This window comes from Streptomyces sp. NPDC096311, assembly GCF_044763085.1.
Classification (GTDB): Bacteria; Actinomycetota; Actinomycetes; order Streptomycetales; family Streptomycetaceae; genus Streptomyces.
In genome coordinates this window covers 32,679-53,174 of record NZ_JBIWFN010000002.1, presented here as the reverse complement: position 1 = coordinate 53,174, position 20,496 = coordinate 32,679, and the positions used below count along the sequence as shown (strand labels likewise).

The window sequence follows — 20,496 nt, the reverse complement described above, 5'->3', positions numbered from 1 at the left end:
CCTGGTACCGATGGCGCGGATGCTACCCCCTCGAACACCCCGTCAACACCGGTTCGGACAGGGCTTCGATGGGCCATACGGGCTGGACACACCCCATCAACACCCCGAACGGCACCCCCGGGCGTGAGGGCGGGATAAGCGACCGACATAATGTCGGTCGTGGCGACAGCAACGACAGTAGAAACCGGGCACGCGCACCCGTCGGTCAATCGACCGAACCTCACCAGCGTCGGAACCATCATCTGGCTGAGTTCCGAGCTGATGTTCTTCGCGGCCCTCTTCGCGATGTACTTCACCCTGCGATCGGTGACCGGGCCGGATCACTGGAAAGAGATGGCGAGCCATCTCAACATCCCGTTCTCGGCCTCCAACACCACGATCCTGGTGCTCTCCTCCCTGACCTGCCAGCTCGGCGTGTTCGCCGCCGAGCGCGGGGACGTGAAGAAGCTCCGGATGTGGTTCAGCGTCACGTTCGTGATGGGTGCCATCTTCATCGGTGGTCAGATCTTCGAGTACACCGAGCTGGTCAAGAAGGACGGGCTCTCGCTCTCCTCCGACCCGTACGGCTCGGTGTTCTACCTGACCACCGGCTTCCACGGCCTGCACGTGACGGGTGGCCTCATCGCCTTCCTGTTCGTCCTCGGCCGCACCTACGCGGCCAAGAGGTTCACTCACGAGCAGGCGACCGCCGCCATCGTCGTGTCCTACTACTGGCACTTCGTCGATGTCGTCTGGATCGGCCTCTTCGCCACGATCTACTTGATCAAGTAACCGGGCGGCGTCCGCGGCGAACCGATCGCACGCGACGAACCGATCCATTTCCCGAAGCATCGACGCAGAAGATCCTGACACCGGGGTAATCCGTGAAAAAGCTCTCCGCACGACGACGCCATCCGCTGGCGGCGGTCGTCGTCCTACTCCTCGCGCTGGCGGCCACCGGGGGGCTGTACGCCGCGTTCGCACCCGCGAGCAAGGCGCAGGCCGATACGACCGCCCAGTCCCTTGCCATCGACGAGGGCAAGAAGCTCTACTCCGTGGGCTGCGCCAGCTGCCACGGAACCGGCGGTCAGGGGTCCTCCGACGGGCCGAGCCTGGTGGGTGTGGGCGCCGCGGCGGTCGACTTCCAGGTCGGCACCGGCCGTATGCCGGCCCAGCAGCCGGGCGCGCAGATCCCGAAGAAGAAGGTCATCTACTCGCAGGCCGAGATCGACCAGCTCGCGGCGTACATCGCCTCGCTGGGCGCTGGTCCCACGGTGCCTACGAAGAGCCAGGTCAGCCCCGAGGGCGCGGACATCGCCAAGGGCGGCGAGCTCTTCCGTACGAACTGCGCGCAGTGCCACAACTTCACCGGCAAGGGCGGCGCGCTGACGCACGGCAAGTTCGCGCCGAGCCTTGAGGGTGTCGACCCCAAGCACATCTACGAGGCCATGCAGACCGGCCCGCAGAACATGCCGTCCTTCCCCGACACCACGCTGTCGGAGAAGAACAAGAAGGACATCATCGCGTACCTCGACGCGGTCAACGGTGACGACACCGAGAGCCCCGGCGGTCTGGAGCTGGGTGGCCTCGGGCCGGTCAGTGAAGGCCTCTTCGGCTGGATCTTCGGTCTTGGCGCCCTGGTCGCCGTCGCCGTCTGGGTCGCCGCTCGGACCGCAAAGGCCAAGAAGTCATGAGTAGCCAAGACATTCCAGAAGAGAACCTGCCCGCTGAGCAGGTCGACGAGCACGGTCATGGCGCGGTAGCCCTCGCGGACGAGACCAACCCGTTCGCGGACCCGGGCCTGCCGCCCCACGAGCACCGCATCCAGGACATCGACGAGCGGGCCGCCAAGCGGTCCGAGCGCGTCGTCGCCATGCTGTTCACGTTGTCGATGCTGGCCACCGTCGGCTTCATCGCCTCGTACGTGGCGATCCCGAGGGACCAGTCGATCTTCGTCTTCCCGCTCGGGCACATCAGCGCGCTGAACTTCGCGCTGGGTATGACCCTCGGTGTGGCGCTGTTCTCGATCGGCGCGGGCGCGGTCCACTGGGCCCGCACCCTGATGTCCGACGTGGAGATCGCCGACCAGCGTCACCCGATCGAGGCGGAGCCCGAGGTCAAGGCCAAGGTCCTGGCCGACTTCAAGGAGGGCGCCAAGGAGTCCGCGCTCGGCCGCCGCAAGCTGATCCGCAACACGATGTTCGGCGCGCTGGCCCTGTTCCCGCTCTCCGGCGTCATGCTGCTGCGTGACCTGGGTCCGCTGCCCGGCACCAAGCTGCGCCACACGCTCTGGTCCAAGGGCAAGCTGCTCGTCAACATGAACACGAACGAGCCGCTGCGCGCCTCCGACGTCGCCGTCGGCTCGCTCACCTTCGCCAAGCCCGAGGGCCTGGAGGAGCACGACGAGGACTTCCAGCTCCAGATCGCCAAGGCGGCCCTGATGATCGTCCGGCTCCAGCCGGAGAACATCAAGGACAAGCGCGAGCTCGCCTGGTCGCACGAGGGCATCGTGGCGTACTCGAAGATCTGCACCCACGTCGGTTGCCCGATCTCCCTGTACGAGCAGCAGACGCACCACGTGCTCTGCCCCTGCCACCAGTCCACCTTCGACCTCTCCGACGGTGCCCGAGTGATCTTCGGCCCGGCCGGTCACGCCCTGCCGCAGCTGCGCATCGGTGTGAACGAACAGGGCTACCTCGAAGCGCTCGGCGACTTCGAAGAGCCCGTCGGTCCTGCCTTCTGGGAGCGCGGATGAGTACTACCACCACTTCCGACTCGCGCCCCTCGCGCGAGAAGGCCCCGGCCGGCGAGAAAGTCGCCGACTGGGCCGATGGACGGCTCGGGATCTACTCCCTGGCCAAGTCCAACATGCGCAAGATCTTCCCCGACCACTGGTCGTTCATGCTGGGTGAGATCTGCCTCTACAGCTTCATCATCATCATCCTCACGGGTGTGTACCTGACGCTGTTCTTCCACCCGTCGATGAACGAGGTCACGTACCACGGCAGCTACGTCCCCCTGCAGGGACAGCTGATGTCCGAGGCGTTCAACTCGACCATGCACATCTCCTTCGAGGTGCGCGGTGGTCTGCTGGTCCGGCAGATCCACCACTGGGCGGCGCTGGTCTTCCTCGCCGGCATGTTCGTGCACATGATGCGCGTGTTCTTCACGGGTGCGTTCCGCAAGCCGCGTGAGGTCAACTGGCTGTTCGGCTTCCTGCTGTTCGTCCTGGGCATGTTCACCGGCTTCACCGGTTACTCGCTCCCGGACGACCTGCTCTCCGGCACCGGTGTCCGCTTCATGGAGGGCGCGGTCCTGTCCGTGCCGGTCGTCGGCACGTACCTGGCGTTCTTCCTCTTCGGCGGCCAGTTCCCGGGCGGCGACTTCGTCGCGCGGTTCTACTCGGTCCACATCCTGCTGCTGCCGGGCATCATGCTCGGCCTGGTGGTCGGCCACCTGATCCTGGTCTTCTACCACAAGCACACGCAGTTCGCGGGCCCCGGAAAGACGAACAACAACGTCGTCGGCATGCCGCTGCTGCCGGTCTACATGGCCAAGGCCGGAGGCTTCTTCTTCCTGGTCTTCGGTGTCATCGCGGCCATCTCGGCGATCGCCTCGATCAACCCGATCTGGACCATGGGCCCCTACCGTCCGGACATGGTGTCCACGGGCGCCCAGCCCGACTGGTACATGGGCTTCTCCGAGGGCCTGATCCGTGTCATGCCGGGCTGGGAGATCAACGTCTGGGGTCACACGCTCGTCCTGGGCGTGTTCATCCCGCTGGTGATCTTCCCGCTGGTCCTGGTCGCGATCGCGGTCTACCCGTTCATCGAGTCCTGGGTCACCGGCGACAAGCGTGAGCACCACATCCTGGACCGCCCGCGCAACGTCCCGACCCGGACCGCGTTCGGTGCCGCCTGGATCAGCTGGTACTTCGTCCTGCTCGTCGGTGGTGGCAACGACATCTGGGCCACGCACTTCCACCTGTCGATCAACTCGATCACCTGGTTCGTGCGCATCGGCTTCTTCGTCGTGCCGGTGATCGTGTTCGTCATCACCAAGCGGGTCTGCCTCGGCCTCCAGCGCCGCGACAAGGACAAGGTGCTGCACGGCCGCGAGTCGGGCATCATCAAGCGCCTGCCGCACGGTGAGTTCATCGAGGTGCACGAGCCGCTCAGCCAGGAGGCCCTGCACACGCTCACCGCGCACCAGCAGTACCAGCCCGCCGAGATCGGCGCGACGGTCGACGAGAACGGTGTCGAGCGCAAGGTGAAGGGCTCGGAGAGGCTGCGCTCCAAGCTCAGCGAGGGCTTCTACGGGGAGGACAGCCAGATCCCCAAGCCCACGGTCGAGGAGTACAAGGAGATCACGAGCGGCCACGGCCACCACTGATCCTCCGACCGGTTGACCGGTCTTCACTGATCGCCACGGCGAGAGCCTCCGTCCATTGCCTGGACGGGGGCTCTTTGCCGTCTCCGGGCCTGGATAGGGTGTTCCCATCTACACAAGGCGTCCCTTTGCCGGGACGACGGACCCAGGAGCGGCTTATGAGCGCTGTGAACCCCGCTGGAGGCAACACCGCGGCGGGCCGTTCCTGGCCCGTGGTGCTGAACGGCCTGCTCGAGGGCCGCGACCAGAGCGCGGACGACACGGCCTGGGCGATGGACCGGATCATGAGCGGCGAGGCGACGGACGCGCAGATCGCCGGGTTCGCGGTGGCGCTGCGGGCCAAGGGCGAGACGGTCGAGGAGATCTCCGGTCTCGTCCGGACGATGTACGAGCACGCCAACGTGATCGAGGTGCCCGGGGACACCGTCGACATCGTCGGTACGGGCGGTGACGGCGCGAAGACGGTGAACATCTCCACGATGTCGTCGATCGTCGTGGCCGGGACCGGCGCCAAGGTCGTCAAGCACGGCAACCGGGCCGCTTCCTCCGCGTCCGGTGCCTCGGACGTCCTGGAGAAGCTCGGCGTCAATCTGGACCTGACGACGAAGCGGGTGGCCGAGGTCGCGGAGGAGGCCGGGATCACCTTCTGCTTCGCGGTGAAGTTCCACCCGGCGCTGCGTCATGTCGCGGCGGCGCGGGGGCAGTTGGGGATCCGGACCACGTTCAACGTGCTGGGTCCGCTGACGAACCCGGCGCGGGTGAAGGCACAGGCCGTCGGAGTCGCGGACCTGCGCATGGCGCCGATCGTGGCGGGCGTGTTCGCCGAGCGCGGCAACTCCTCGCTCGTCTTCCGCGGCGACGACGGCCTGGACGAGCTGACCACCACCGCGACGTCCCGGGTCTGGATCGTCCGCGACGGCAAGGTCACCGAGGAGCGCTTCGACCCGCGTGACGTCGGCCTCGAACTCGTCCCCGTGGAGGCCCTGCGCGGCGCCGACGCGTCCTACAACGCGGACGTCGCCCGTCGCCTGCTGGGCGGCGAGACGGGGCCCGTACGGGACGCCGTGCTGCTGAACTCCGCGGCGGCCCTCGTAGCCCTGTCCCCGACCGACGCGCCGCTCGCGGACCAGCTCCGTGCCGGGATGGCGAAGGCGGCGCGGGCGATCGACTCGGGGGCGGCGAAGCGGACGCTGGAACGCTGGGTGGCGGCGAGCCAGTCGTAGTCCGCGGGCCGGTGGGGGTTGCCCGCGCAGTTCCCCGCGCCCCTGCAGGGGCGCGGGGAACTGCGCGATCTTTGGGGCCCCGCTCGGCGTCCCGGTATACGGACGCCGGGTTGCGGGGGGAAGATCTTGTGGCAGGATGCGGTATCAGGTCATGAGCGACAGCCATCAGGCCCCGGCCGGCTGTCCGGCAACCCTCCGTCCGTGGCGGGGTGCCCCGGGTGAAGACCAGGCCGTAGGCAGCGAGGTCTACGGCAAGCGCGGACCCCTCGAGAATCCCAGGGGTCCTGGTCGTTCGAGGGAGCCTTCTGTGAGCAAGCGAATGCGATAGGGCGTAGAGCCCCGCCTCCGCACACCCCTTTTGCCTTTCCTCTCTGCGCCGAGCCGTGCAGTCGCGCACCCGTACCCCCGTACCCCCGTGCGCCCGGCCCGCGCAGCGATTCCGCCTGCCTCTCACAGGAGCTCGCCATGTCTGTCTCCACCGCTGCCGCCGACCAGGCTGTTTGTTCCCCTCTGCCCGTTCTGGGGCGAGATGTCACCGTCCCGCTCGTGACCGGCGGTGAGGTCACCTACGCCGCGCTCGACTACGCCGCCAGCGCCCCCGCCCTCCAGCGGGTGTGGGACGACGTCGCCGCGTACGCCCCGTACTACGGCAGCGTGCACCGCGGTGCCGGGTACCTCTCCCAGCTGTCCACCGACCTCTTCGAGAACGCCCGCAGGACCGTCGCCGAGTTCCTCGACTGCCGGGGCGGCGACCAGGTCGTCTTCACCCGCTCCACCACCGACTCCCTCAACCTGCTCGCCGCCACGCTTCCGGCCGACTGCCAGGTGTTCGTCTTCGAGACGGAACACCACGCCTCGCTGCTGCCGTGGAAGAACGCCCGGGTCACCTACCTCAACGCGCCCCGCACCCCGCAGGAGGCCGTCACGGCCCTGGAGCGGGCCCTCGCCGCCCGTGACCCCCACGGCCCGGCCCTGGTCTGCGTCACCGGCGCCTCGAACGTCACCGGCGAGCTGTGGCCGGTGCGCGAGCTGGCCGCCGCCGCGCACGCGCACGGTGCCCGGATCGTCCTGGACGCCGCCCAGCTCGCCCCGCACCACCCGGTGTCCGTGCGGGACCTCGACGTCGACTGGGTCGCCTTCTCCGGGCACAAGCTGTACGCGCCGTTCGGCTCCGGCGTGCTCGCGGGCCGCGCCGACTGGCTGCGCGAGGCCGAGCCGTACCTCGCGGGCGGCGGCGCCAGCCGCAAGGTCACGCGGCGGGTGGACGGCGGCGTGGACGTGGAGTGGCACGAGAGCGCGGCCCGGCACGAGGCCGGTTCGCCGAACGTGATCGGCGCCTACTCCATCGCCTCCGCCTGCAAGGCGCTGACCGAGGCCGGTTTCGACACGCTCGTCGCCCGCGAGGAGCAGCTGATCGGGGCCGTCCGCGCCGGTCTGGCCGAGGTGCCCGAGGTCCGCGTCCTGTCGCTCTTCGGCGACGACGCCCCGCGTGTCGGCGTCCTCTCGTTCGTCGTCGAGGGCTGGAACAGCTCGCACTTCGCGGCCGCGCTGTCCGCCGAGTACGGGATCGGGGTGCGGGACGGTCTGTTCTGCGCCCACCCGCTGGTGCGGACGCTGCTCGGCAGCGATCCGCAGACGCAGGGGGAGTGCGGGGCGCCCGAGGCGGCGCCCGGGGAGAAGTCCCTCAACGCGATCCGCGTCAGCTTCGGGGCCGGTACGCCCGACGAGCATGTGGAGCGGTTCGTGCGCGCGGTGCGGGAACTGGTGCGGGACGGGGCGAAGTGGAACTACCGTACGGAGGACGGCCGCTGCGTCCCGGCGGTCTGAGGCCGGCCGGGGGCACGTGGGGGCTCCGCCCCCACATCCCCGAATGGACCCCGCGGCTGTGCCTAGCTGTCGAGGCCGATGGCGAACGCCGCTTCCAGGTCGTGCTGGGAGTACGTGCGGAACGCGACGTGGGTGTCCGTCCCCTCGACGCCGGGGATCTTGCTGATCTTGCCGGGGATGACGTCCGCCAGGTCGTCGTGGGCCTTCACCCGGACCATGGCGATCAGGTCGTACGTACCGGTGACGGAGAAGACCTCGCTGACACTGTCCAGCGCGGCGATCGACTCGGCGATCTCGGGGATCCGGTCCACGCTGGTCTTGATGAGCACGATCGCGGTGATCACGGCTGGTTTTCTCCCTCGGGTGCTGCTGCTGGGGTTTTCACTCTAGTCGGCCGCCCGAACCGCACCCACGCGTAGACGAAGCCCAGCGAGAAGCCCACCAGGTGGGCCAGATAGGCGACCCCGGGGCCCGAGGAGCTGCGGCCCGCCGCCAGCCATTGCAGGGTCACCCAGAAGGGCAGCACGACCCAGGCGGGGAAGCGCAGCGGCAAGAAGAAGAGGAACGGGAAGAGACTGGTCACCCGGGCCCTGGGGAACAGGTACAGGAACGCTCCGAGGACCGCGGAGATCGCCCCCGAGGCGCCGACCAGCGTCTGCTCTGAGCCGGAGTTGGCGATCGCGTAACCCAGCAGAGCGAGGTAGCCGCAGACCACGTAGAAGACGACGAACTGGACGTGGCCCATGCGTTCCTCGGTCATCGCTCCGAAGACGTAGAAGAAGAGCATGTTGCCCAGGAGGTGGAGCCAGCTGCCGTGGATGAACAGGGCCGTGGCCGGGGTGAGCCAGGCGCTCGGGGTCCCGTCGAAGAGCTCGGCGGGGATCACGCCCCAGCGCCGGAAGTAGGCCCGCTGGGCGACCACCAGCGCGTCCCCGGTGCCGAACGACGGATTGAGTCCCGAGGCGGGACCGATCAGGAAGATCAGGCAGCACAGGAAGATCAGCCCGTACGTCACCGGCGCGGACTGACCGCGCATCGTCCTGCCGACCGCCGTACCCCAGGTACTGATCATGGGACAGAGCATGACGTAACCGGACCGATGCGCGCAGAGTGCCTCGCCGCCGTGGACGGCCGAGCGTCGAGTACCCGCCAGGCCGTAGGGTAACGAGCCACACGCGCCGGAGACCGGCGTTGGACGGACACTAGAAGGAAAGCGACTGCCACATGACGGTTCCCCTCCCGACCGCCGAGACTCGCTGGCGCTGCACACTCTGCGGCAACCTCACGCGATTCGACGTGACCCGCTCGTCCAAGGTCGTCGAGTATGTGCACCTCGACCTGGCCGGTGAGCCGAACGTCGAGGAGCGCAAGGTGGTCAGTGAGACCATCGAGTCGGTGCGCTGCCGGTGGTGCAACGCGGTGGACCAGGTGGAACTGGTGGACAGGCCGGGCGCCGGCTCCTGAGGGAGCGGGCCCCGCACAGACATTGGGGTGACGGATGGTGGAGACCACAGGCGGGGAGCCGGACGACGGCGCCGCTGAGGTGCTCGACCGTCCGCTGCCCGACGGGGTGCGCCGGCGGGTCGTACAGATCGTGTCGGACGGCTTCGGAGGGTTGACCGTCGCCGAACTGCCCGCCCAATTGCGGCAGTATGCGCGGTTCGCCCCCAACCGGCGCGCGAAGTTCGCCGGCAACGCCATGGCCGCCGCGCTGGAGACCGATCCGCTGTTCCGGCAGCGCATCGCCGAGAAGCTCAGAGAGGCGCAGTCGGAGCTCGCCGGCGCCCTCGACTCGGGCGCGCCGCCGCCGGCCGCGGATCCGCTGGACGTGGCGGCCGCGGCCTATGTGCTGCGCCCCACGGGCTGGGTGAAGCTGGTGACCGCCGCGGGCGAGGAGGCCCTGCGGGCGGACGCCGAGCGCGCCGACGAGGAGAGCCGGGCGGAGCTGGATCGACTGCGCGAGGAGCTCACGCAGGCACGTGGTCAGACCAAGGCCGAAACCGAGCGGTTGCGCACGGAGTTGGAGTCCGCGAAGAGGGAAGCGGAATCGCTTCACCGCAAGTTGCGCGGCGCTCTCAGCGACGTCAAGCGGGGCGAGGCCGCGCTGCGCAAGCTGCAGGGCGAGATGGACACCGCGCGGGCGGACGGGCAGGCCCAGGTGTCCGCCGCCGAGAGCGAGACCCGGCGGCTCAAGGCGCGGCTCTCGGAGGCCGAGGCGGCCCTGGAGGCCACCCGCAAGGCGGCGCGCGAGGGTCGCAGCGTCGAGGACATGCGCGTACGGCTGTTGCTCGACACCGTGCTGGAGGCGGCCCAGGGGCTGCGCCGGGAGCTCGCGCTGCCCCCCGTGTCCGTACGGCCGGCGGAGACCGTGGACGCCGTCGAACCGGGGCGCATGACGCCCAAGGACATCGCGACCCGTGCCCTGTCCGAAAACGATCCCGCGATCCTCGACCAGCTGCTCGCGCTGCCGCAGGCGCATCTGGTCGTCGACGGCTACAACGTCACCAAGACCGGCTATCCGCAGATGCCGCTGGAGAAGCAGCGGCTCAGGCTGCTGGGGCAGCTCTCGCAGCTCGCCGCGCAGACCGGGGCCGAGGTGACATGTGTCTTCGACGGGGCCGAGCTGGCGGCGCCCGTGCTGCTCGCGCCGCCGCGCGGGGTGCGGGTGCTGTTCTCCAAGGCGGGTGTCACGGCGGACGAGTTGATCCGCCAGCTGGTGCGCGCCGAGCCGCCCGGGCGGCCCGTCATCGTGGTCTCCACCGACCGTGAGGTGGCCGACGGGATCGCCAAGGCCGGCGCTCGCCCGGTGGCCTCCGTGGTGCTTCTCAAGCGCTTCTCGCGCGGCTGAGACAGCCGTCGACGATCTGCGCCGTACGCACCAAAGGACCCGTACGTCCCATCCGTAACATCCAGGCGTTGTGCCCGAATTGGCGAAACCTTCACGCAACGTAGCGTCAGCCCCACATCACTGCACGTGAGTTGAGTGCAAAGAATGCGCTCGGTGACGAAGAATTTTCAGGTTTGGATTTGAACTGATCACAGGAGGGTCACTAGGGTCTGGGCTCGAACCTCCACTCGGGTGATCACTCATTGGGAGTGACGGTGGGGGGACACCGCCCGTCGGCGTCTCGGCAGGCGGCTGGAGGAAGAAGGAGCTCGCCTTCGTGGCGTCCCACCGTCGACCCAAGCAGCCGAGCCGCACCCGTGTGACCGTGCTCACCACCGCCGCAGCCGCTGCCGTTGTCCTCAGCGCCAACGCCGCCAACGCCGCGCCCAGCGAGAAGCCGAGCAAGGACGAGGTCAAGAGCAAGGTCGACAAGCTTTACGAGGAGACCGAGCAGGCCACCGAGAAGCTCGACGGGGCCAAGGAGAAGCAGGACAAGCTGGAGAAGGAAATCAGCACCCTGCAGGACAACGTGGCCCGCGGCCAGGACGAGCTGAACGCCCTGCGCGACGGGCTCGGTTCGATGGCCAGCGCCCAGTACCGCACCGGCGGCATCGACCCCTCCGTGGCGCTGTTCCTCTCCTCGAACCCGGACGACTACCTGGACAAGGCGTCCGCGATGGACCAGCTGAGCAGTCAGCAGGTCGAGGCGCTGAAGAAGGTCCAGGAGAAGCAGCGTTCGCTCGCCCAGCAGCGGCAGGAAGCCTCCGCGAAGCTCAAGGACCTCGCCGACACCCGTACGGAACTGGCCAAGCAGAAGAAGATGGTCCAGACCAAGCTCGCCGCGGCGCAGAAGCTCCTCAACTCCCTGACCGCCAAGGAGAAGGCGGCTCTGGACGCGCAGCAGTCCCGCGCCACCCGCGCCAGCGAGCGCACCGTTCTCGGCGACCCCGGTACGCCCGCGTCCGGGCGCGCCGGTGCCGCGTTCTCCGCCGGACAGACCAAGATCGGCTCGCCGTACGTCTACGGCGCCTCCGGCCCCAGCTCCTTCGACTGCTCGGGCTTCACCTCGTGGGCGTACGCCCAGGCCGGTGTCTCCATCCCGCGCACCTCGGAGTCGCAGGCGACCATCGGCACCCGCATCTACTCGCAGAGCGATCTGCAGGTCGGCGACCTGGTCTTCTTCTTCGGCGACCTGCACCACGTGGGTCTCTACGCGGGCAACGGCCAGGTGCTGCACGCCCCGCGCACCGGAACCGTCGTGCGCTACGAGTCGATGAGCACCATCGGCGGAGCCTTCCAGTTCGGCGTCCGGGTCTGATCCGGCTCCTCGAACCCTCCGAGATCCTTTCGAGGCCCCCTCGGCATGCCGCCCGAACGGGCGAATCGCGGTAACTCCCGCTGACCCCACGCCCCGTCGGTGACCTGCGTCTCCGGCGGGGCGCCGCGTTGTGCGCCCCTGGAGGTCTTTGGCCGGTGCGTAGTCGCACGGCTACTGTCTGGCGCGTTTCCCCCAACTCCGGGGGACCGTCAGCGGAAGGGAGAGCGGCTACTCGTGGGGTCCCATCGCCGCCGTCCACCGTCCGGGTTCGACCGGGGCGTCAGTGCCGCGGGCGTCGCCGGCATCGCCGTGACCGTGATGTCCGTCGCGGCCGCCGCCCTCGGGGCCGTACCGGCCGCCGCAGCACCGAAGGACGACACCCGGGCCGAGGTGGACCGCCTGTACACCCAGGCGGAGAAGGCAACCGAGGCGTTCAACAAGGCCGACGAGCGCGCGGGAACCCTGCGCGAAGAGGTGAGCACGGCACAGGACCGCATCGCCCGTCAGCAGGAGCGCATCAACACCATGCGGGACGCGCTCGGTTCGCTCGCCGGGGCGCAGTACCGCGCCGGCGGCCTCGACCCCTCCCTGGCACTGCTCTTCTCCGACAACCCCGCCGAGTACCTCGACAAGGCCGCCGCGCTCGACCGGATCAACGCCCACCAGGCGGGCGAACTCAAGGACCTTCAGCTCGCCATGCGCGACCTCGCCCAGGAACGCGAGGAGGCGACCGCCAAACTCGCCGAGCTGGAGAAGAGCACCAAGGCCGTCGCCCAGCACAAGCGGACCGTCGAACAGAAACTCGCCAAGGCGCGCATACTGCTCAACTCGCTGCCGTCCGCCGAGCGCGCCGCCTACGACCGGGCCTCCCGCTCCGGACGCTCCGACCTGCCCGGACCCGGCGGTCTCACGCCCGCCTCGGGGCGCGCCGCCGCCGCCCTCGCCGCGGCCCGCTCCGCACTCGGCCGCCCCTACGTGTGGGGCGCCAACGGGCCCGGCGGATTCGACTGTTCGGGCCTCATGCAGTGGTCGTACCGGCAGGCGGGCGTCGGTCTGCCGCGTACCTCCCAGGAACAGCGCTACGCCGGACGGCAGGTGCCGCTCTCCCAGGCGCAGCCCGGCGACCTCGTCACCTACCGCTCCGACGCGAGTCATGTCGCGATGTACGCGGGCAACGGCCAGGTGATCCACGCGCCCTACCCGGGTGCGCCGGTGCGCTACGACCCGGTGGGCATGATGCCCATCTCGTCCGTGACGCGGGTCTGACCCCCGCGCCCGGGCGCCGTACGATCGGGAACGTGGCTGGTCGAAGGCGTGCGTCGCGGGCGGGGTGCTCCCTGGTGCTGCTGCTCGCCGTGCTGGTGGGCTGCGGCGGCGGGCCGTCCCCGGACACCGCGTCCGCCGATGTGCAGCGGGTCCTCGACCGGCGGGCGGCCGCGGTCCTGGACCGGAACGAGTCGGCGTACCGGGCCACGGAGGAACCGTCTGGCTCGGCCGCGGAGTTCACCCGGCTGCGCGCGGTCCCGCTGGCCGCCTGGTCGTACCGCCTGACGGACCTGCACCGCTCCGGCGACCACGCCACCGCGGGCGCCGAGCTGCGCTACCGCATCGAGGGCTATGACAGGGCGCCCGTCACGGCGGCCCGCACGCTGCGCCTGGTCCACGACGGCGGGACCTGGCGGGTCGCCTCCGACGTGCCCGCCGAGCGGGCCAGTCAGCAGCTGTGGGAGCAGGGGGCGGTGACGGTGGTACGGGGCGCGCACAGCCTCGTCCTGGGGGTCGGGCAGTCCGGTGAGCGGCTGCGGGCGTACGCCGGCCTCGCGGACCGTGCCGTGCCCGCCGTGACGGACGCCTGGGGCGCGGACTGGACGGGGCACGTCGTCGTCCTCGTACCGAAGTCGCTGGAGGGCATGGCGGGGCTGCTCGGGGCGCCCGCCTCCGGGTATCGGGGGATCGCGGCGGTCACCACGGGAGAGGCGGGCGGGACGGCCAGGGCGCCCGCGGACCGGATCATCGTCAACCCCGATGCGTACGGCCTCCTCGGCGACTTCGGCAAGCAGGTCGTGCTCACCCACGAGACGACGCACGTGGCCACCCGCGCCCACACCACCGCCGCCACACCCCTGTGGCTCTCCGAGGGCTTCGCGGACTGGGTCGGCTACCGCGGCAGCGGCCGTACGGCGACGCAGGCGGCGCCGGAGCTGGAGCGGGCGGTGCTGGACGGGCACGTACCGGCCGCGCTGCCGGACGACAAGGACTTCGGGTTCGCCGGGGACGCGGCGCGGCTGGCGCGGGCGTACGAGGGCGGCTGGATGGCCTGCAGGCTGATCGCCGACCACTGGGGCGAGGTCCGGCTGAACGAGTTCTACCGGGCCGTCGGCGACCACGAGAAGCGGGCGGGGGCCGTCGAGGGCGCGCTGCGGGACGTACTGCACACGACGCCGGAGAAGTTCACGCAGCAGTGGCGGGCGTATCTGGAGGCGCAGCTCGGCTGAACCGGCTCCGCTGAATCAGCGCGTCGCCGTGTCCAGTCGGGCGATGGCCTCGGCGAGCCACTCCCGCTCCGCCTCGCCCGTCGCCCGCGCCACCCGCAGCATCCCCTGCCGGAACAGGTCGCCGGCCTCCTCCGCCCGTACGGGCGCGCCGTCCCGGTAGAAGAAGCTCGCGGGCGTCAGGAGGAACTCCTGGCGGCGACGCAGGACCGCGGCCTGCTCCCGCGGGTCCGGGAGGTGGCGCAGGAACGCCAGCAGGGTGTTGAAGCGGACCTGGTCGGTGATCTCGGCCTGCTTGGGGTGGCGCAGCCGCTCCAGGAGGTCCGCACGGCCCTTCTCGGTGAGCGACAGGATGCGCCGCGGGGCGGCGCCGTTGCCGGGCTCCGTGTGCTGGTCCAGCCGTCCTGCGGCCACCAGGCGGGTGATCGCCGGGTAGAGCGCGCCGTCACTGACCGGGCGGACGTGGCCGCTGAGCGCCTTGATGCGCTCCTTCAACTCATAGCCGTGCAAGGGCTCTTCGAACAGAAATCCGAGGATCGACAGCTCCAGCATGCGGGGGCGCTCCTTGCTTGCGGGTGCCGGACGCCCATGGTACCTCTTATCGAGTTACCTCTAAACGAGGTAGCTCGATAAGAGGTACTCAAGGGAAGTCAAGAGAAATCAAGGGAACCCAAGGGAATCGAGGGACTCATCGGTGAACGCCCATCGGAAGCAGCTCATATCGCTCGCCCACCCCGTGTACCTCTCCCTGCTCGCCTCCGTCGCCGCCGGGATCATCAACACCGTCTGGGTCTCCCGGCTCGGCGGTCCCGCCGTGGCCGCCGTCGCCGTCGCGACCAACACCGAGAACGTGCTCCTCGGCGTCGCCCTGGTCTTCGCCTCCGGTACGACCGTCCTCGTCGCCCATGCCAGAGGGGCCCGGGATCCGGGCGCGCTCCGGGCGGCCGTACGCGGCGGAGGGGCCCTGTGCGCGGTCGTGACGCCCGTGGTCGCCGTGGGCGGATACCTGCTGCGCGAGCCGCTGGCCCGGCTGGTCCTGGACGGCGACGGGCGCGCCCTCGCCCTGGCGGTCGCCTACTTCGGGATCTCCCTGCCGGGCATCGCGGTCTTCTTCGCGCAGAACCTCGTCGACGGCATCCTGAAGGGCGTCGGTGACACCCGCACCCCGATGCGCCTCGCCCTGCTGGCCAACGGGCTGATTCTCGGCCTCGACCCGCTGTTCATCCACGCGTACGGCGTCAGGGGTGCCGCCCTCTCCACGGTCCTGTGCCGCTGCGTGGCCCCCGCCGCCGGCCTGCGCGCCCTGCGCCGCAACGCGCCGCTGCGCGAGGCGGCGGCCGTCCGCCCCGCCGAGCCCACCGGCCCCGCGCTGCGCCGCACCCTGCGGACCGGACTGCCCATGTCCGCCGACTTCACCGTGCGCCAGGGCGGGACGCTGGTCCTGGTCGCGATCGTGGCCCGGCTCGGGGTGACGGCCGTGGCCGCGTACTCCATCGCCTACAAGGTCATGTACGTCGCGACCATGGCCTTCTACGCGGTGCGGCAGGCCGCCTCGATCCACACCGCGCACACCCGGGGCACCGGCCGGGACGAGCGGGGCGCGATCGGGCGGCAGGCGGTGATCGTCTCCGGGGCGGTGGGCCTGGTGGCGGCCGTCCCGCTCGGCGCGTTCGCCCCCTGGATCATGCGGGCCTTCGGAGCCGGGGACGCGGTCGCCCAGGACGGCGTGCTGTTCCTGCGCTGCGTCGGCCCGTATCTGCTGCTGATGGCCTGCTTCATCGCGCTGGGCGGGGTCATCGAGGGGAGCGGGGGAGCCCCGTTGTTGCTGCGGGTGACACTGCTCGGCACCGCGGTCCAGCTGCCCCTGGCGTACGCCCTGTCGGGGCTCGGGCTGCCCGGGATCTGCCTGGCGCTGGCGCTGTCCATGGCGGTGCAGTGCACGGCCGTCGGACTGCTTCTCGCCCGCGCCCGCCGCCGTCAGGAGGAGCTCAGGCGTTCCTTGCTGCGGGTGGCCTGAGCGGGCAGGGTCGGGGTCGGGTCGGACACGGTGCTCCACCACAGTTCGAGGGCGGCGAGCAGGGCCGCGATCACCAGCAGGCCGTTGCGCAGGAAGAGCAGGGTGATGCCCAGCCGGTCGCTGCCCACGACGTGGGAGAACCAGATCGGGAACTCCAGGACGGTCACGAAGCACGCGGCCAGCACCAGCCCGACCGGCAGCGTCATCCGGCTGCCCCGGAAGCACAGGCAGACCGCGCCGATCCCGACCAGCCACACCATGTACTGCGGGCTGATGACCCGGCTGGTGGCCGTGAACATCAGCACCGCCACGAACGCGGCGTCGGCGAGCGTGTGCGGCCGGAAGCGCTGGGCGCGCAGCCGCCACAGCAGCAGCCACGCGAAGGCGATCACGGTGAGCGCCAGGGCCAGCCTGCTCACCACGTCGACGTACGGGCCGAGGAACTCCACCGAGCCGTAGTTGAGCAGTACCTGACCGTCCCAGCCGAAGTGCCGGCCCACATGGAAGACGAGGGAGCCCAGCGACTCCACCTCGGTGCCCCGGTCGCGCTGGAAGGTCAGGAAGGAGAAGGCGCCGGGCATCGACAGCCCGGACAGCACCGCGATCCCGCCCGCGGTCACCGCCGCCGCGGCCCACGCGCGCCGCTTCACGGCCCCCAGGAGCAGGAGCGCCGGCCATACCTTCACCAGCGCCCCGAAGCCCACGAGAGCGCCCATCACCCGCGGATGGCGGGCGCCCGCGAGGAGCGCCGCGACCGCCACGGCCGTCACCATCACGTCGTAGCGGGCGTAGACGGTCGGTCCGAGCAGCGGTACGCCGATCACCCACACCCAGGCGCCGCGCAGCGTCTTGCCGGGGCGCCGGCCGGTGTAGTGGAGCAGCGCGTACACCACCACGTCGGCGACGAAGGCCAGCACGAAGAAGGCGTGCGCGTAGTCGAGGAAGGGCAGCAGCCCGGGGGAGAGGATCGCGAGCGCGGCGGCCGGCGGGTACTGCCAGGTCACGTCGTCGAGCGGGAAGGTGCCGGTGCGCAGGATCTCGTACCAGCCCTGGTAGATCACCGAGACGTCACTCGTGACGTCCGGGCCCGGGAAGACGAACACCTTGAAGACGAAGAGCAGGAGCAGAAGCCTGGTCAGGCCCCAGGTTCCCAGCAACGCGTACGGAAACCCTGCCCCCCGTGTGCCCTTCATGCTCACCTGGCCCTCGTTCGTCGGCTGTCTCTGCGGTCGTGCGGTTGTGTGGTGGTGCGGTCGTGACATGGTGCGGTGGTGCGGTTGTGCGGAAACATGATGACGTGCGGGGCTGTGCGAGGCCCATGAAGCGCGGCCGTACGGAGCTGTGACCACCGATGGAATACAGCTTCGCCTGGAATACAGCTTCGCCGCTGTGGACCGCTCGCGTGGGGATTCGAAGGTTTCGGTAGTGTCGAACGCGATGCACAAGACCTTGATCGTGACCAACGACTTCCCGCCCCGTCCCGGCGGCATCCAGGCGTTCCTGCACAACATGGCGCTACGACTGGACCCCGAGCGGTTCGTAGTCTACGCATCCACGTGGAAGCGGAGCCGGGAGGGCGTCGAGGCGACGGCCGCCTTCGACGCCGAGCAGCCTTTCACCGTCGTCCGGGACCGTACGACGATGCTGCTGCCCACACCGGGTGCCACCAGGCGCGCCGTCGGGCTGCTGCGCGAGCACGGCTGTACGGCGGTGTGGTTCGGGGCGGCGGCCCCGCTCGGCCTGATGGCGCCCGCGCTGCGCAGGGCGGGCGCCGAGCGCCTGGTGGCCACCACGCACGGCCACGAGGCGGGCTGGGCCCAGCTGCCCGCCGCACGGCAGCTGCTGCGCCGTATCGGCGAGTCCACGGACACGATCACCTACCTCGGCGAGTACACGCGCTCGCGCATCGCGTCCGCGCTGACACCCGAGGCCGCCTCCCGCATGGTCCAGCTGCCTCCGGGGGTCGACGAGAAGACCTTCCACCCCGGCTCGGGCGGCGACGGGGTCCGCGCCCGCCTCGGCCTCACCGACCGCCCGGTGGTGGTCTGTGTCTCCCGTCTGGTCCCGCGCAAGGGCCAGGACACGCTGATCCTCGCCATGCCCCGCATCCTCGCCAAGGAGCCGGAGGTGGTGCTGCTGATCGTCGGCGGCGGGCCGTACGAGCAGGACCTGCGCAAGCTGGCGTACGACACCGGAGTCGCCGCCGCGGTCCGCTTCACCGGCGCGGTCCCCTGGTCGGAGCTGCCGGCCCACTACGGCGCGGGCGACGTCTTCGCGATGCCCTGCCGCACCCGCCGGGGCGGCCTCGACGTCGAGGGCCTGGGCATCGTCTACCTGGAGGCCTCCGCGACGGGCCTGCCGGTCGTCGCGGGCGACTCGGGCGGCGCCCCCGACGCGGTCCTCGACGGCGAAACGGGCTGGGTCGTGCGAGGCGACTGCCCGGACGACTCCGCCGACCGCATCATCACCCTCCTCGCCGACTCCGAACTCCGCCGCCACATGGGCGAACGGGGACGGGAGTGGGTGGAGCGGAAATGGCGCTGGGACCTGCTGGCGGAGAGCCTCAAGGAGTTGCTCTAGGTGCACGGCCGGTCATAAACAACCGGCACTCTCCGCATCCATCGCGACGCCCCCTGAAATCCCGGCAAAAACCCTAGGCGGAAGCAAATAATCCGCCGATGCTGCGGTCATGACAGAAAAACTGACTCATCATCAGATGAGTAACCGTCAGCTGACAAACCGTCACCTGACGAGACGCCAGATCCTGGGCATGGTCGCCCTCCAGACGGCCGCCGCCGCCGGCCTCACCCGCGTAGGCCTCCAGTCCGCTCACGCGGCAGAGCCCGCCGCGGTCGACACCGCGCCCGCCATCGTCATCGGATCGGGCTACGGCGCCGCCGTGGCCGCCCTCCGCCTCGGCCAGGCCGGCATCCGCACCCTCGTCATAGAGATGGGCAAGCTCTGGAACACCGCCGGCTCCGACGGCAAGGTCTTCTGCTCCACCAGTGCCCCCGACGAGCGCTCGATGTGGTTCCGCACCCGCACCGAGGCCCCGCTCGCCACCTTCCTGTGGCTGGACGTCGTCAACAAGGACATCGGCCTCTACCCGGGAGTCCTGGACCGGGTCCACTACGACAACATGTCGGTCTACGTCGGCCGAGGCGTCGGCGGCGGCTCACTGGTCAACGGCGGAATGGCCGTCACGCCCCTCCAGTCCTACTTCTCCGAGCAGTTCCCCACGGTCGACGCCACCGAGATGTACAACACCTACTTCCCGCGCGCCCGCACCATGCTCGGCGTCAACACGGTCGACCCCACCTGGTTCGAGTCCACGGAGTGGTACCAGTTCACCCGCACCTCCCGTAAGGCCGCCGCCAACGCCGGCCTGAAGACGACCTTCGTCCCGAACGTCTACGACTTCACCTACATGCAGCGCGAGGCGGCCGGAACCGCCACCAAGTCCGCACTCGCGGCCGAGGTCATCTACGGCAACAACTACGGCAAGAAGAGCCTCGACAAGACCTACCTCGCGGCAGCGCTCGGCACCGGCAACGTCACCATCCACACCCTGGAGAAGGTCCGGGCGATCAGCAGGGCCACGGACGGCACGTACACCCTGACCGCCGACCGGATCGACACCACCGGCGCGGTCGTGGAGACCAAGCAGTACAGCTGTACGTACCTCTTCCTGGGCGGCGGCAGCCTCGGCACCACCGAACTCCTCGTCCGGGCCCGGGAGACGGGCACCCTGCCGTCCCTGGACGCGAGCGTCGGCAGCGGCTGGGGCACGAACGGCAACGTGATGACGGGCCGCGCCAACCACATCTGGGACACGGTCGGGGCGAACCAGTCGACGATGCCGGTCATGGGCATCGACGACTGGGCCAACACCGCCAACCCGGTCTTCGCCGAAATCGCCCCGATACCCACCGGGTTGGAGACCTGGATCAGCCTCTACCTCGCGATCACCAAGAACCCGGAGCGCGCGTCCTTCACGTACGACGCGGCGACGGACTCCGCCAAGCTCGGCTGGACCGCCGCCCAGAGCGCGGTCTCCGTGAGCATGGCCAAGAAGCTCTTCGACCGGATCAACTCGGCCAACGCGACGATCTACCGCTACGACCTCTTCGGCAACAACAAGACCTTCGCCGACGACTTCTGCTACCACCCACTGGGCGGCTGCGTGCTGGGCAAGGCGACGGACGGCTACGGCCGGGTGAAGGGCTACCCGCACCTGTACATCACCGACGGCTCGCTCGTGCCGGGCTCGATCGGGGTGAACCCGTTCCTCACGATCACCGCGCTCGCGGAACGCGGAATGGCGCGGATCCTCGCCGAGGACACCGCGCCATGAGAACCGCTCG

Annotated in this window: 18 protein-coding genes and 1 riboswitch; of the genes, 14 read left to right on the top strand and 4 right to left on the bottom strand. The window is 69.9% G+C overall.

The genetic code is table 11. From position 1 onward, the window contains the following. The first annotated feature begins 150 nt into the window (after nt 1-150). The 6 genes from ACIRA5_RS04840 (at nt 151) to ACIRA5_RS04815 (ending at nt 7,418) form a co-directional block, all read left to right on the top strand. Nucleotides 151-771 carry a heme-copper oxidase subunit III gene (locus ACIRA5_RS04840; protein WP_060902037.1) on the top strand — a complete coding sequence of 207 codons (621 nt, stop codon included), beginning with the start codon at nt 151-153 and terminating at the stop codon, nt 769-771. A gap of 92 nt (nt 772-863) precedes the next feature. Continuing rightward, complete coding sequence (locus tag ACIRA5_RS04835; RefSeq protein ID WP_351313151.1) at nt 864-1,673, top strand: c-type cytochrome; 810 nt, start codon at nt 864-866, stop codon at nt 1,671-1,673. Beyond that, on the top strand, nt 1,670-2,734 hold the full coding sequence (locus ACIRA5_RS04830; protein WP_403687332.1) for a Rieske 2Fe-2S domain-containing protein: 1,065 nt from the start codon (nt 1,670-1,672) through the stop codon (nt 2,732-2,734). The genes ACIRA5_RS04835 and ACIRA5_RS04830 overlap by 4 nt, the downstream gene beginning before the upstream one ends. Then, on the top strand, nt 2,731-4,371 hold the full coding sequence (locus ACIRA5_RS04825) for a cytochrome bc complex cytochrome b subunit (protein WP_403687331.1): 1,641 nt from the start codon (nt 2,731-2,733) through the stop codon (nt 4,369-4,371). Before ACIRA5_RS04830 ends, ACIRA5_RS04825 begins: the two co-directional genes overlap by 4 nt. 155 nt (nt 4,372-4,526) lie before the next feature. Further along, complete coding sequence (gene trpD, locus ACIRA5_RS04820; RefSeq protein WP_403687329.1) at nt 4,527-5,591, top strand: anthranilate phosphoribosyltransferase; 1,065 nt, start codon at nt 4,527-4,529, stop codon at nt 5,589-5,591. Between the two features lie 147 nt (nt 5,592-5,738). Beyond that, nucleotides 5,739-5,855, top strand: a riboswitch (SAM riboswitch). Between the two features lie 201 nt (nt 5,856-6,056). Then, on the top strand, nt 6,057-7,418 hold the full coding sequence (locus ACIRA5_RS04815; protein WP_403687327.1) for an aminotransferase class V-fold PLP-dependent enzyme: 1,362 nt from the start codon (nt 6,057-6,059) through the stop codon (nt 7,416-7,418). A 62-nt stretch (nt 7,419-7,480) separates the two neighbouring features. Here the strand turns inward: ACIRA5_RS04815 and ACIRA5_RS04810 are convergent, their stop codons facing one another. Both ACIRA5_RS04810 and ACIRA5_RS04805 read right to left on the bottom strand, forming a co-directional pair. Further along, complete coding sequence (locus ACIRA5_RS04810) at nt 7,481-7,762, bottom strand: Lrp/AsnC family transcriptional regulator (RefSeq protein ID WP_054231546.1); 282 nt, start codon at nt 7,760-7,762, stop codon at nt 7,481-7,483. After that, nucleotides 7,759-8,490: a rhomboid family intramembrane serine protease gene (locus tag ACIRA5_RS04805; protein WP_403687325.1), complete on the bottom strand. Its 732-nt coding sequence runs from the start codon at nt 8,488-8,490 to the stop codon at nt 7,759-7,761. Before ACIRA5_RS04805 ends, ACIRA5_RS04810 begins: the two co-directional genes overlap by 4 nt. A 152-nt stretch (nt 8,491-8,642) precedes the next feature. Here ACIRA5_RS04805 and ACIRA5_RS04800 point away from each other — a divergent pair, with 152 nt between their 5' ends. From ACIRA5_RS04800 to ACIRA5_RS04780, 5 genes are all read left to right on the top strand, one after another. After that, the gene (locus ACIRA5_RS04800; RefSeq protein WP_054231545.1) at nt 8,643-8,882 is read left to right on the top strand and encodes a hypothetical protein; all 240 of its coding nucleotides are present in this window, start codon (nt 8,643-8,645) and stop codon (nt 8,880-8,882) included. Nucleotides 8,883-8,916: 34 nt separating this feature from the next. After that, nucleotides 8,917-10,266: an NYN domain-containing protein gene (locus ACIRA5_RS04795; RefSeq protein WP_403687323.1), complete on the top strand. Its 1,350-nt coding sequence runs from the start codon at nt 8,917-8,919 to the stop codon at nt 10,264-10,266. 316 nt (nt 10,267-10,582) lie between these two features. After that, nucleotides 10,583-11,623: an NlpC/P60 family protein gene (locus tag ACIRA5_RS04790; RefSeq protein WP_403687322.1), complete on the top strand. Its 1,041-nt coding sequence runs from the start codon at nt 10,583-10,585 to the stop codon at nt 11,621-11,623. A 234-nt stretch (nt 11,624-11,857) separates the two neighbouring features. Then, nucleotides 11,858-12,889, top strand: a complete 1,032-nt coding sequence (locus ACIRA5_RS04785; RefSeq protein ID WP_403687320.1) for an NlpC/P60 family protein — start codon at nt 11,858-11,860, stop codon at nt 12,887-12,889. A 32-nt stretch (nt 12,890-12,921) separates the two neighbouring features. Further along, the gene (locus ACIRA5_RS04780) at nt 12,922-14,118 is read left to right on the top strand and encodes a hypothetical protein (protein ID WP_403687319.1); all 1,197 of its coding nucleotides are present in this window, start codon (nt 12,922-12,924) and stop codon (nt 14,116-14,118) included. Nucleotides 14,119-14,133: 15 nt separating this feature from the next. Here the strand turns inward: ACIRA5_RS04780 and ACIRA5_RS04775 are convergent, their stop codons facing one another. Beyond that, nucleotides 14,134-14,667, bottom strand: a complete 534-nt coding sequence (locus tag ACIRA5_RS04775) for a PadR family transcriptional regulator (RefSeq protein WP_403687317.1) — start codon at nt 14,665-14,667, stop codon at nt 14,134-14,136. Nucleotides 14,668-14,809: 142 nt separating this feature from the next. Here ACIRA5_RS04775 and ACIRA5_RS04770 point away from each other — a divergent pair, with 142 nt between their 5' ends. After that, nucleotides 14,810-16,132, top strand: a complete 1,323-nt coding sequence (locus ACIRA5_RS04770) for an MATE family efflux transporter (RefSeq protein ID WP_403687314.1) — start codon at nt 14,810-14,812, stop codon at nt 16,130-16,132. Here ACIRA5_RS04770 and ACIRA5_RS04765 read toward each other — a convergent pair. Further along, nucleotides 16,093-17,325 carry a glycosyltransferase 87 family protein gene (locus tag ACIRA5_RS04765; protein ID WP_403687312.1) on the bottom strand — a complete coding sequence of 411 codons (1,233 nt, stop codon included), beginning with the start codon at nt 17,323-17,325 and terminating at the stop codon, nt 16,093-16,095. The two genes, ACIRA5_RS04770 and ACIRA5_RS04765, sit on opposite strands and share 40 nt — an antisense overlap. A gap of 244 nt (nt 17,326-17,569) precedes the next feature. Between ACIRA5_RS04765 and ACIRA5_RS04760 the strand changes: the two genes are divergently transcribed. Next, on the top strand, nt 17,570-18,712 hold the full coding sequence (locus ACIRA5_RS04760) for a glycosyltransferase family 4 protein (protein ID WP_403687310.1): 1,143 nt from the start codon (nt 17,570-17,572) through the stop codon (nt 18,710-18,712). 190 nt (nt 18,713-18,902) lie between these two features. Then, nucleotides 18,903-20,486 carry a GMC oxidoreductase gene (locus ACIRA5_RS04755; RefSeq protein ID WP_403688560.1) on the top strand — a complete coding sequence of 528 codons (1,584 nt, stop codon included), beginning with the start codon at nt 18,903-18,905 and terminating at the stop codon, nt 20,484-20,486. Nucleotides 20,487-20,496: the final 10 nt, after the last annotated feature.

What these genes read in the sequence shown, in the direction of transcription:
- ACIRA5_RS04840 (WP_060902037.1), top strand. Translation starts at nt 151, where the DNA reads ATGTCGGTCGTGGCGACAGCAACGACAGTAGAAACCGGGCACGCGCAC.
- ACIRA5_RS04830 (WP_403687332.1), top strand. Translation starts at nt 1,670, where the DNA reads ATGAGTAGCCAAGACATTCCAGAAGAGAACCTGCCCGCTGAGCAGGTC.
- ACIRA5_RS04825 (WP_403687331.1), top strand. Translation starts at nt 2,731, where the DNA reads ATGAGTACTACCACCACTTCCGACTCGCGCCCCTCGCGCGAGAAGGCC.
- trpD (WP_403687329.1), top strand. Translation starts at nt 4,527, where the DNA reads ATGAGCGCTGTGAACCCCGCTGGAGGCAACACCGCGGCGGGCCGTTCC.
- ACIRA5_RS04815 (WP_403687327.1), top strand. Translation starts at nt 6,057, where the DNA reads ATGTCTGTCTCCACCGCTGCCGCCGACCAGGCTGTTTGTTCCCCTCTG.
- ACIRA5_RS04805 (WP_403687325.1), bottom strand. Translation starts at nt 8,490, where the DNA reads ATGATCAGTACCTGGGGTACGGCGGTCGGCAGGACGATGCGCGGTCAG.
- ACIRA5_RS04800 (WP_054231545.1), top strand. Translation starts at nt 8,643, where the DNA reads ATGACGGTTCCCCTCCCGACCGCCGAGACTCGCTGGCGCTGCACACTC.
- ACIRA5_RS04795 (WP_403687323.1), top strand. Translation starts at nt 8,917, where the DNA reads ATGGTGGAGACCACAGGCGGGGAGCCGGACGACGGCGCCGCTGAGGTG.
- ACIRA5_RS04775 (WP_403687317.1), bottom strand. Translation starts at nt 14,667, where the DNA reads ATGCTGGAGCTGTCGATCCTCGGATTTCTGTTCGAAGAGCCCTTGCAC.
- ACIRA5_RS04765 (WP_403687312.1), bottom strand. Translation starts at nt 17,325, where the DNA reads ATGAAGGGCACACGGGGGGCAGGGTTTCCGTACGCGTTGCTGGGAACC.
- ACIRA5_RS04760 (WP_403687310.1), top strand. Translation starts at nt 17,570, where the DNA reads ATGCACAAGACCTTGATCGTGACCAACGACTTCCCGCCCCGTCCCGGC.
- ACIRA5_RS04755 (WP_403688560.1), top strand. Translation starts at nt 18,903, where the DNA reads ATGGTCGCCCTCCAGACGGCCGCCGCCGCCGGCCTCACCCGCGTAGGC.